The organism is Maribacter sp., from assembly GCF_039968975.1.
Lineage (GTDB): Bacteria > Bacteroidota > Bacteroidia > Flavobacteriales > Flavobacteriaceae > Maribacter.
The window spans coordinates 1-11,403 of the sequence record NZ_JBDVOT010000109.1; the positions used below are offsets into that span (position 1 = coordinate 1).

Below are 11,403 nucleotides of genomic sequence, written 5' to 3' on the forward strand. Positions count from 1 at the left end.
AACTCCTCCTAAACTAAAAAAACCATGTGAAGCCGCCATAAATTTTACTTTGTCTTTTTTCTCTATTTCGGTCACCAAAGTATTCATCGAAATATCTGTAATTCCGTTAGATGCACCAAACAAAAACAATGCACCCATGAGCACATAATAATTGGGTGCTAATAACGGTAACATTGCCGCAGTACAACTAGCCAATATTCCATAGAAAGTACTCTTACCTACGCCTACCCTATTAATAATTGCAGATGCAAAAGGAAAAACCGTGAAAACACCCAGAGCCAAAAAGAAAATAGCAATTCCTAATTCTGACTTATTTATCTCTAATGATTGCTTTACAGTAGGTATATAAATAGCCCACGTACCAAATAAAATATTAATACTGGCAAACACCCACGACGGACCGAAGTATCTAGCATTCCCTAAAATTAACTGTAGTGATTTCACTTCGTTGTTTGTAGTTGGCTATTGGCTTAAATTTTAAAAATTACTTTTCTATTTTCTCTATTCTATTCTCTTTTTTCTACTGAAACTTAATTTGACAATACTCCCGCTTTTAAAATTTGCCCAAAACGGTACATATCCTCATAACTAGAATAAAAAGGCGCAGGCGCCAAACGAATAACATTAGGTTCACGCCAATCTGTTACCACTCCGTTTTCCATTAAATAATTAAAAAGAGATTTGCCTTGACCATGTAAGAATACAGAAAGTTGACAACCTCTATCTTTAGGAGTTATAATTTCAAAAGAACTAGCTACTTCTTTATCTATTTCGTGTAAAATATATTCAAGGTAAGATACAATCAGGTTTCTCTTTTCAATTAACTTGTCCATTCCAACCTCCTCGAACATGGTCAATGATGCCAGGTAAGGTGCTACAGAGAGTATAGGCACATTACTTATTTGCCAAGCATCTGCATTTTCCATAGGTTCAAATTCTGGCTTCATTAGAAAACGGGTATCTTTTTTAGTTCCCCACCAACCTTCAAATCGTTGAATATCCTTTTTATTCAGGTGTTTTTTGTTGACGAAAATTCCGGAAGCATTTCCCGGTCCGCTATTCATATACTTGTAACTACACCATGATGCAAAATCAGCATCCCATTCATGTAAATTTAATTCAACATTACCTACGGCATGTGCCAAGTCCCAACCAACGTTGGCACCAACTGCTTTTCCTGCCTTAGTAATAGTTTTCATATCCATTACCTGACCGTTATAGTAATTTACACCGCCAATTAAAACCAGTGCCAATTCATCACCTAACTCTTCAATTTTTTCAAGTATATCTTCTGTTCTCCAGTGATGCTCCCCTTCTCTCTTTTTAAGCTCTACAATAGTTTCTTCCGGGTCTAGCCCATGAAAACGAACTTGACTTTGAAACATGTATTGATCACTAGGAAATGCTTTTTCTTCGCACAGAATTTTAAATCTCTTTTTTGTTGGGTTGTAGAAAGACACCATTAATAAATGAAGGTTTACGGTCAAAGTATTCATCACCGATACTTCTTCCGGTAACGCACCCACTACTTTTGCCAAAGGTGCAGCTAATCGCTCATGATAATCCCACCATGGTTTTTCTGCATAAAAATGGCCTTCTACAGCTAACTCTGCCCAATCTTTCATGACCTCATCAACAAAAGATTTTGTACGCTTTGGTTGTAAACCTAAAGAGTTACCGGTAAAATAGATGACTTGCTCCCCATTGATTTTTGGAAAAATAAACTCATCTCTATATGTTTTCAAATTATCTTTTGCATCTAAGGATCGAGCAAATTCTAACGTATTTTTAAATTCCATAGCTAATTTTGTATAAAGGTAAACATAAGCCTATAATTTCATAAGCTCCATTCATTAATAGCGTTTTAAGATTCTGTTCTAAGTCGCATTTCTATCAAATGTCTTTTGAACCCTTTTTTCTCATATGCCTTTATAGCCGGTTCATTTTCTTCATATACATGCAACCTTATCTCGGTAAGCCCAATATTCAAAGCCCAATCCTGTAAGGCTGCCACAATTTTACCGTTAATTCCTTTGCCTCTATACTCAGGATCGGTATACATGAACCCTAAATAAGCAAAGGTTTTATGATCCAAGTAAAGTCTAGCTGGTTTTTCAAGTGCGTAACCGGTAGCTACAATTTTATCACTATCACAAGCAACCATCACTGTAGCTCTAGGGTTTTCCATTAAGGCATTTAAATCATAATAATGAACATCACTTTTACGTATTGTTGGATCCATTGGTCGCTCTGCCTTCACTACCTCTTGCTCATGTTGCAATAAAATGTCTATATCATTTTTGACGGCTTCTCTAATGGTAATTTGGTCATTCATGGTTTCGCTATTTTCAGTCCATTAATTTAAGGCTTAAAACCTTATTTTTGCAAAAAGAAACGCATGCATTTTCTATCTCCTGTTTTAGAAAGTTATTTAGCCGATAATTCTCAGCCCGAACCTGAGTTATTACAGCAGCTTACCCGTGAAACGCATTTAAAAGTTATACAACCACGTATGCTTACCGGGCATTTTCAAGGTCGTGTTCTTAGTTTACTCTCTAAATTGATGAATCCTACCAATATTCTTGAAATAGGAACCTACACTGGTTATTCCGCTTTATGCCTAGCCGAAGGATTACCGAAGAACGGGCAATTACATACTATTGATGTCAATGCAGAATTAGAACAAATTCAACGCTCTTTTTTTGACCGAAGCGATTACGGTTCCCAAATTATACAACATGTGGGCAACGCCTTAGATATTATCCCAAAAATGGATATTACCTTTGACCTTATTTTTATTGATGCAGAAAAAAAACAGTATGATAATTACTTGGAAGCTGTTTTACCAAAGACAAAATCTGGATCGGTAATACTTTCTGATAATGTATTATGGTCCGGTAAAGTGGTAGAACCTCTAAACCCTAAAGATGTAACTACAAAAGTGTTGTTAGATTATAATAAAAAACTAAGTGAACACCCACTTTTAGAAACGGTATTATTACCTATTCGTGACGGACTGACCCTAAGTAGGGTGAAATAAGTAGATTATATAATCTATAAAATAGCCAAGCCGATAATATACCTACCACAGCACCCACCATTAAATCTATAGGAAAGTGCACACCTACATACACTCTACTCATAGCAAATAATAGCGGCCAAATATAAAATAGGTACACCCATTTAAATTTATGCCTTAAAAAAAGAACCGTAAGGGTAATTATAGAGAAAGATGATGATGCGTGACCTGAGAAAAAGCTAAAGCCTGACGGACTCCTTAAAATCCGGATTAAAGTATTTAGTTCTTCATCATTATTGGGGCGCAATCGTGCCACCACATGCTTTGTCAAATCGGTAATGGTAGCCACAAAAGCTGCCATGACCAAAATGGTCAAAATCATAGTAATTGCTTCACGTTTTGGAAACTTAAAAAAGAAAAGAAAGATGATAAGGGCAAAAAGCGGAATCCAAGGTGGAAATTTAGTAACAGTAGACCAAAAAGCATCGTACTGCTCAATACCAAGACTGTTTAAATAAACAAAGGTATCTCGATCCCATTGTAAAATGTCATCTAACATAACAGTTTACTTTCGCTTAATGCTGCCCGTTACTTCATTGATGTTTTTACTAACGTCACTAATTTGTTTTTTGACGTCACTACCCAAACCAGAACTAATATCCTGTTTCATATCATCGATATCTTTCTTGATATCGGTAACGAAACTAGTATCTATACCCTGCTTATCTGCACTCTTCTGTATTTCTTGTTTAATATCTTCAGTAGCATCTTTTAGTTGACGCATACCTTTACCCAATCCCTTAGCAATATCAGGAATTTTATCGGCACCGAAAACCATCACTACAATGAACATAATGAAGAAAATTTCTGCGCCACTAATAAATAATGAATACATAGCAATCATACTACAAATATAAACAAGTTTAACAACCAAATTAAAAAAGCCCCGTAGTTATACGAGGCTTTTAACAATAATTATTTTATAAATTATTTTCCTTTTACTCCATTCTTCATTTTATCGAAATCGCTCTCTTGCTCTTTCTTAGGCCAGCTATTGTTTGTTGTATCAATATCTGCCGTTTCCATTTTAGGATCAATGTTTATTCCTTTTAACTCAGAAGTTGATGAAATAACCATACTTACTTCTTTGCTGTTCTTTCTCCAAATTTCTGGAGGATAGGTTACATTCTTTACCGAACCGTCCGCATACGTATATTCTACGATCAAAGGCATTGGTAAGCCACCCGGACTGTTGTAAGTTACTTCGTAAAAATACTTAGGTTCTTTTATTGCTGCTCTTTCTGCTGCCGTCATGTTATCCATCATGAACTCTTTTAAAGTCTTAGATGTTTCTGAAGGTAAATTATCTTTCAACTCTGGTGCAACAACATCAGTATCTCCGTACTCTTCTAAATATACCATTGGTGGCAAATTAGATTCCGGAATACCACGTTCAGCTAAATACGCTTTCATCTTTTTATTTGGCTGATCGCTAACATAGTATTTCTTGATATCCTTAACGGCCATATCTACATAATCAGTAGTATAGAACCATCCTCTCCAGTACCAATCTAAATCAACGGCAGACGCATCTTCCATTGTTCTAAAGAAATCTTCTGGGGTTGGGTGTTTAAACTTCCAACGGTGAGAATATGTTTTAAAAGCATGGTCAAACAACTCACGCCCCATAACCGTTTCTCTCAATATATTTAAAGCTGTTGCCGGCTTACCATATGCATTAGGTCCTAACTGAAATACATTTTCAGGGTTGGACATAATTGGAGAAATAGTACTTTGATCACCGCTCATGTAAGGTACGATCTTCGCAGGATCACCTCTTCTAGATGGGTATTTATCATTTGGCGCTATTGCCGTTGGGTATGCTTCACCAAATTCTTGTTCAGCCATATACTGCATAAAAGTATCTAAACCTTCATCCATCCATCCCCACTGACGTTCGTCTGAGTTTACGATCATTGGAAAGAAGTTATGACCAACTTCATGAATAATAACACTGATCATTCCGTATTTAGTTCTATCTGAATAGCTACCATCTTTGTTTGGTCTACCGTAGTTCCAGCAAATCATAGGGTACTCCATACCTTGACGCTTAGCGTGTACAGATATCGCCTTTGGATAAGGGTAATCAAAAGTGTGCGATGAATATGATTTCAACGTGTGTGCAACCGCTTTTGTAGAATACTCTTCCCATAATGGGTTACCTTCTTTAGGCTACATAGAAACAGCCATTACATCTCTATTTCCTAGCTTAACGGCTTGCATGTCCCAAATAAACTTTCTTGATGTTGCAAAACCAAAATCACGCACATTTTCTGCCTTAAGCTTCCATGTCTTCGTTTTTTCAGAAAATCCTTTTTCAGCTGCTTCCGCTTCCGCTTGGGTAACGATAATAACAGGCTTGTCATAAGATTTTTTAGCCTTTTCATAACGGCTCATCATTTCTTTGCTATATACCTCTTTTCTATTTTGAAGTACACCTGTACCATCTAAAATATGATCTGCAGGTACTGTAATATTTACTTCATAGTCCCCAAATGGAAGAGCGAATTCGCCATTACCCCAAAATTGGTGGTTTTGCCATCCTTCTACATCATTATAAACTGCCATTCTTGGAAAAAACTGAGCAATTACATATGCTCTGTTACCATCTTCTTCAAAAAACTCATAACCAGATCTAGCTCTGTTTACGGTGTGATCAGGTATGTTGTAGTTCCACTTTACATCAAAAGAAAACTTATCTCCACTTTTTAGCGGTGTAGGTAAATCTACACGCATCATTGTAAAGTTGATCGTAAAAGGCAATGCTTTACCTGAATCATCTTTTACGTAATCTATATTGAACCCGCCATCAAAAGAGGCTGTCATGTAATTACCAACAAATTTTTCTGCAGAATCACCAAGCGAAATACCGCTACCGTTCTTTAATGCTGCTTTAGAATCTTTTTCTCTAACATTCTGATCTAACTGTACCCATAAATACTCTAAATCATCTGGAGAATTATTGGTGTACGTAATTGTTTCTTCACCAAACAATTTGGCATTCTTATCATCTAAACGAATATCCATTACATAATCTGCCTGCTGCTGATAATAATCAGGACCAGGAGCACCCGAAGCCGACCTATAGGTATTTGGCGTAGAGAACTCTTCATATAATTGTTTAAACTTGCTCTGGTTGTAGTGCCCAGGCTCCTTTTCTTTGGTGACAGCCTCTTGTGCAAAAGATACTGCTGCAAAAAGGAATAAAACAGACGCGAACCCGTACTTTACTCTTATCATTTCATAGTTATTTAGTGATGGAAAATTAAAGTTTTTATAGAGATATCTTAATGTATGTTATAAATTTAACATTCCTTTAATACGAGATTTTATGAGCACATGGCTCTTTTTCTTGCCATTTACCTTCATATGCACCACATTCTGCTGATCATCATATATATCTGTCAGCACCTCATTGGTTATACCTATTTGCTTTAAGGTTTTAAGCGGAACATTTGGCACTTCCAAATAACAAATGACCATATCAGAGTCGTACTTATGCCCAATAAAATCATACGCAACCGTTTTACCATTGATCTCTACCAAGAATTTGGTACGCAGGTATTTCTCCAGAAACTCTTTATCTACCGCTGATTCTTCATCTGTACCTAATACGGCAGGGTAACCATAGCGTTCATTAAGTACCGTGTTCATATCATCTATAAATACACGGGTAATAATTTGTACGGCTTGATCCTTTTCTGAATAATCAACGTTGGTAACGCTAATATAAAATTTATGTGCTCCGGCGAATGCAAAAAGTGGAAGTATACATATTAATAGTACCGATCTAAAAATTTTCATCGTGTTTTGTTTGATTACGCTATTACAAAGCATATGCCAAAGATACGGTGGCTAATCTAAAGAATTATTTTCTCTATACAACAAACTTTTCTTTCGTAGATACTCCCAAATCTCCAATTTACTATGGGTATCTACTACTTTTTGAAATCTAGGATCTACCTCGCAGTAATATAAGAAATCATCTATTTTATCTTCAGGTATGGATAGTTGTTTTACATACACGCTATCGGCATAAAAATCTCGTACACGTTCTGTACGGTCATAAAGCTTATTTCGCTCAACGCGCTTTTTCAACATTTTGGTACGCCCGCTTATCGCATTGATCAACGGATCAAAACTCATAATAGGGTTCCCAGTGGCAGCCTTTAATTCCCGTTCTGCTTTGGTAGGTATTTTTACATAGGCATTGGGCAAGCCCAATGTAGATGCCGTAACTACCGGATCTATGTCTAAGGTTGACAGATCGGTCAATAAATTACCACTAAGACTATATGGTGTTACCGTTACCTCATCTAGTACTGTCAAAGCATCTTCTAACCCAACAGAGATTAACTTACTTTCATAAATAGCGGAACTGACCACTATAATTTTCTTTTTGTACTGAACGGCAGAGAATTCTAACGTATCAAATAATTTTACGGGAATAGCAAAATACCCGTTTTCATCAGTAATACTAGCTTTCTTAGAAGTTAGGTTGAGCACATGGGTAGCAGCAACATCACCGTCATCACTATACACCCTGCCCTCTAATTTTTTAAATTCACCAATTTGTGCCCATGAAAAGACACTAAAAAAAAGTAAGCATAAAAGGAGTCTACTCCTCATTTAATTCTTTAAGAAAAGTCTTACTATGATTAACCAAAGCATCAATCAATTGAAACTCATTTTCTTTTTTAAGTAATGATCTTGCAGGCATTTTATCATCACAGTAGTATAAAAATTCATTGATTTTATCTTGCGGTATATTTAAATCTACCACAAAGAAAGAATCATCATATACTTGTCTCAACACTTCACTTACCTGTAATCTAGGTGCTTCTTCCGTAGCTTCTGGTTGTGATTTGAATATAGCTCTAAAGATATTCGCAAAATTTAATCCGTCTTGCATACCCTTTTCAACATCTGACATGGCTACGTTATCTACCTCAGTAGCACGATCAATTTCATATTCGTATTCTTTAAATTCTTGGTTCTTTACTTCTAAAAAACGCTCTTGCTGTTCTGGTGTAATGACCACCTCGTCTAATTCTGTAACTTTTTCGTTTACCTCTACCACCAAACGATTATTGGCCAAGATTTCCTCAGTAATCGTCACCACTTTAATATTGTAGTTGACCGCGGTAAAAACAAGCTGGTCACCAACCTTAACATTGATCCGAAACAAACCTTGATCGTTAGTAATAGTAGCGTGCTCAGACGTAGCATTGATTACATTTTCATTGGGTACGCCAATGTTCATGTAGATTACAGAACCACTTAACGGTTGTCTGGTACCGTCTTGTGAAAAGCCTGATATAGCTGAGAATAATACTAGTAAAAAAAGTAATTTTTTGGTCATTTAGTGTATATTATAATAGAAAACACCCAATGTAAAGGGCATTCAAAAGATAAAGAAAAGATTTGTAATCTTCATAAAAAAAACTGTGCCAATAAACTTTTGTTAATTTCTTCAAATTTACTTCTAAAAATATAACAATGCTTTATCTATTTTCGGTATCAAAAAATAACCCGTTTAACGAGGTTAGATGTTCTTTAACCCATTAGCCTATTATTTCAACTTATAAATAAAGGGTATTCAATAGATAATTCTATTTTTGTTAATCACTATTTTCTCGTCATAAGACACTAAGTATGAAAGCAATAATTTTCTTTATTTTTTTTACAGTACTAGCGGCACCTACCGTATTCGGACAAATTAAAATTGGAGATAACCCTCAAAATATAGACGCTTCATCAGTTTTAGAGCTTGAAAGTACCTCTAAGGTTTTGGTAATTACCCGTGTTACCACCTTAGAAATGGAAGCAATAATTCCACAACGTGGTGGTATGGTGTATAATACCGATACCGAGTGCATTAACTACTATGACGGCACACAGTGGGTTAATTTATGCGATGCCGTAGACTTTTCTATCACCAATGATCCAATTATAAATGGCAGAAGTACTATAGAAATAACCCAAACCGAAGGAAATATTAATTTAGAAGTTGCTGAAAACAGCTTAACAGGCGACAATATTAGAGATGGTTTCATTGACACAAATGATATAGCTGACAATTCTCTAACCGCAGATGATTTAGCCGCAGAATCTGTTGGTTCTAGTGAAATACGAGAAAATGCAGTTGGCACAAATGAATTAGCTGTTGGCGGAATACTACCTGTAAATATTGCCAACGACAGTCCAGACAGAGTATTAACTACAGATGAAAACGGAATTGTTCAATGGGAAGACGCTGACGGACTTTACGACCTTACCTTCAACAAATTAGACACTACACTAACAATTGCTAGATCTACTATTGCAGGAGTTTCAACTATTAGCCTAGGTGCATTGATAGGTTCAGATGATCAGCAGTTAGACCTTACGGATAATATTCTTAGTATTGAGAATGACCCTAACACCTACGATCTTTCTACATATTTCCAAACCTTGAGTATCGACAATACGACAAACCAAATATCTTTAAGCAATGGTAACTCAATAACATTACCTGCAGCAGCTGTAGAAGTTGATGGTATTGTTGGCAATGAAATTTTAGATGTAACCAACGGTACCCTACAAAGAGATGGCGACGGCTCTGAAAGCGATCCATATACGGTTAGCGTTGCTCCTCTGGGAATAACAAGAGATGAACTGGCAAATAATTCTGTAACAACTGCGAAAATTGCAAATAATGCCGTAAGAACTGCAGACATTTTAAACGGAACAATATTGCCTGTGGATATTGCACCCTCAGCTGCGGCACCCGCAAATACACAAATTTTAACAACAAGTACAGCCGGCGTGGTTGATTGGATAGATATACCCGCTGGAACTGTTGATACAGATGAGCAACAATTATCTATAGTAGGAAACCGTATTTCGTTAACTGATGGTGGATTTGTAGATATACCTGAAGGAAATCTAAGTTTAGACGATGGATTCATTTTTGTTGGCAACGCAGCAAGCGATCCAACACCTGTTGCCGTAGGGGGTGATGTTATCATGAATAATATTGGTGAATTTGCAATAGAAGATGATGTGATAGATAGTGATAACATCACAAACAATTCCATTACCCTTGAAGACTTAAACCAAAACGGAGCAACTAATGGTCAGGTAATTAAGTGGGATGAAACTCTTAATGCAGGTCTGGGCGCATGGACTGTTGCCAATGATATTGCTAATGGTACAGGTACTAATGTAACTGATACCGATGCTAATGACGGATTAAGCAACTACAGCAACACATTAGGTTATAATATTAACGTTGATGACGCCACAATCGAAATTGTAGGTGATGCACTTCAGATCAAAGAAGACGCAATAGGTTTAGACCAATTAAACCCTATGGGCGCCACAACAAACGGTCAAGTTCTCAAATGGAACCAAGACAATACAGAATGGGAACTAGGAACAGATGCTACTGGATCTGCAGTTACCGATATTGATACCAATGATGCACTCACAGATTTCAACGCTACTACAGGATATAATATAAAAGTCGACGACACCACAATCGAAATTTTAGGCGATGCACTTCAGGTAAAAGAAGATGCAATAGGTTTAGATCAATTAAATCCAATGGGAGCAGATACCAATGGACAAATTCTAAAGTGGAATGAAACGACATTGGCTTGGGAACTAGGAACTGATGTCGGTGGCGCCCTTCCTGAAGGTCAAGTCTTAATAGGAAATGCAACCGATGAAGCAACACCACAACCAATCACTGGTGATGCAACCATTGATAATGCAGGGATTTTAACGATTTCAGCGGATGCAATCGAAAACACGATGATCGCTGCTAATGTTGCTGGCAATGGAATTATTCAAAATGCAACTTCAGGAGCTTTGGATATTATACCAGGAACTATTGAAAACCAGATCCTTAAATGGAATAATACAACCGAAATTTGGGAACTAGGAACCGATGTTGGCGGAACACTTCTTGACGGACAAGTATTAATAGGAAACGCAACCAATGAAGCAACACCACAACCAATCACTGGTGATGCAACCATTGATAATGCAGGGATTTTAACGATTTCAGCGGATGCAATTGAAAACACGATGATCGCTGCTAATGTTGCTGGCAATGGAATTATTCAAAATACAACTTCAGGAGCTTTGGATATCATACCAGGAACTATTGAAAACCAGATCCTGAAATGGAATAATACAACCGAAATTTGGGAACTAGGAACCGATGTTGGTGGAACACTTCTTGACGGACAAGTATTAATAGGAAACGCAACCAATGAAGCAACACCACAACCAATCACTGGTGATGCAACCATTGATAATGCAGGGATTTTAACGAT

At 36.7% G+C, this 11,403-nt stretch carries 9 protein-coding genes and 2 pseudogenes; 2 read left to right on the forward strand and 9 right to left on the reverse strand.

All coding sequences use genetic code 11. From position 1 onward, the window contains the following. From ABJI11_RS07555 to ABJI11_RS07565, 3 genes are all read right to left on the reverse strand, one after another. Positions 1 to 444 (reverse strand): MFS transporter (locus ABJI11_RS07555; protein ID WP_348350888.1); only part of this gene is annotated, 444 nt, incomplete at its 3' end. An 86-nt stretch (positions 445 to 530) separates the two neighbouring features. Further along, on the reverse strand, positions 531 to 1,799 hold the full coding sequence (kynU, locus tag ABJI11_RS07560; protein ID WP_348350890.1) for a kynureninase: 1,269 nt from the start codon (positions 1,797 to 1,799) through the stop codon (positions 531 to 533). Between the two features lie 65 nt (positions 1,800 to 1,864). Further along, positions 1,865 to 2,335 carry a GNAT family N-acetyltransferase gene (locus ABJI11_RS07565; protein WP_348350892.1) on the reverse strand — a complete coding sequence of 157 codons (471 nt, stop codon included), beginning with the start codon at positions 2,333 to 2,335 and terminating at the stop codon, positions 1,865 to 1,867. Positions 2,336 to 2,398: 63 nt separating this feature from the next. Between ABJI11_RS07565 and ABJI11_RS07570 the strand changes: the two genes are divergently transcribed. Further along, the gene (locus ABJI11_RS07570; protein ID WP_348350894.1) at positions 2,399 to 3,040 is read left to right on the forward strand and encodes an O-methyltransferase; all 642 of its coding nucleotides are present in this window, start codon (positions 2,399 to 2,401) and stop codon (positions 3,038 to 3,040) included. Here ABJI11_RS07570 and ABJI11_RS07575 read toward each other — a convergent pair. The 6 genes and pseudogenes from ABJI11_RS07575 to ABJI11_RS07600 all read right to left on the reverse strand — a co-directional run bounded on the left by ABJI11_RS07575 (position 3,003) and on the right by ABJI11_RS07600 (position 8,441). Beyond that, positions 3,003 to 3,578, reverse strand: a complete 576-nt coding sequence (locus ABJI11_RS07575) for a phosphatase PAP2 family protein (RefSeq protein ID WP_348350896.1) — start codon at positions 3,576 to 3,578, stop codon at positions 3,003 to 3,005. The genes ABJI11_RS07570 and ABJI11_RS07575 overlap by 38 nt on opposite strands. 6 nt (positions 3,579 to 3,584) lie before the next feature. Continuing rightward, positions 3,585 to 3,914 (reverse strand): twin-arginine translocase TatA/TatE family subunit, encoded by a 330-nt coding sequence (locus ABJI11_RS07580; RefSeq protein ID WP_348350898.1) that lies wholly within the window; start codon positions 3,912 to 3,914, stop codon positions 3,585 to 3,587. Positions 3,915 to 4,006: 92 nt separating this feature from the next. Continuing rightward, positions 4,007 to 6,319: pseudogene (locus ABJI11_RS07585) on the reverse strand (M1 family metallopeptidase). A 57-nt stretch (positions 6,320 to 6,376) separates the two neighbouring features. Then, positions 6,377 to 6,883: a DUF6702 family protein gene (locus ABJI11_RS07590; protein WP_348350900.1), complete on the reverse strand. Its 507-nt coding sequence runs from the start codon at positions 6,881 to 6,883 to the stop codon at positions 6,377 to 6,379. Positions 6,884 to 6,934: 51 nt separating this feature from the next. Further along, the gene (locus ABJI11_RS07595) at positions 6,935 to 7,708 is read right to left on the reverse strand and encodes a hypothetical protein (RefSeq protein WP_348350901.1); all 774 of its coding nucleotides are present in this window, start codon (positions 7,706 to 7,708) and stop codon (positions 6,935 to 6,937) included. After that, entirely contained in the window at positions 7,698 to 8,441 is a 744-nt protein-coding gene (locus ABJI11_RS07600) for a hypothetical protein (protein WP_348350903.1), read from the reverse strand. The genes ABJI11_RS07595 and ABJI11_RS07600 overlap by 11 nt, the downstream gene beginning before the upstream one ends. Positions 8,442 to 8,734: 293 nt before the next feature. Between ABJI11_RS07600 and ABJI11_RS07605 the strand changes: the two are divergent. Then, a pseudogene (locus tag ABJI11_RS07605) lies at positions 8,735 to 11,403 on the forward strand (hypothetical protein); the annotation flags it as partial.

Bases quoted from the DNA above. Each gene is read 5' to 3' on its own strand.
- kynU (WP_348350890.1), bottom strand. From the start codon at position 1,799: ATGGAATTTAAAAATACGTTAGAATTTGCTCGATCCTTAGATGCAAAA.
- ABJI11_RS07565 (WP_348350892.1), bottom strand. From the start codon at position 2,335: ATGAATGACCAAATTACCATTAGAGAAGCCGTCAAAAATGATATAGAC.
- ABJI11_RS07570 (WP_348350894.1), top strand. From the start codon at position 2,399: ATGCATTTTCTATCTCCTGTTTTAGAAAGTTATTTAGCCGATAATTCT.
- ABJI11_RS07575 (WP_348350896.1), bottom strand. From the start codon at position 3,578: ATGTTAGATGACATTTTACAATGGGATCGAGATACCTTTGTTTATTTA.
- ABJI11_RS07580 (WP_348350898.1), bottom strand. From the start codon at position 3,914: ATGTATTCATTATTTATTAGTGGCGCAGAAATTTTCTTCATTATGTTC.
- ABJI11_RS07590 (WP_348350900.1), bottom strand. From the start codon at position 6,883: ATGAAAATTTTTAGATCGGTACTATTAATATGTATACTTCCACTTTTT.
- ABJI11_RS07595 (WP_348350901.1), bottom strand. From the start codon at position 7,708: ATGAGGAGTAGACTCCTTTTATGCTTACTTTTTTTTAGTGTCTTTTCA.
- ABJI11_RS07600 (WP_348350903.1), bottom strand. From the start codon at position 8,441: ATGACCAAAAAATTACTTTTTTTACTAGTATTATTCTCAGCTATATCA.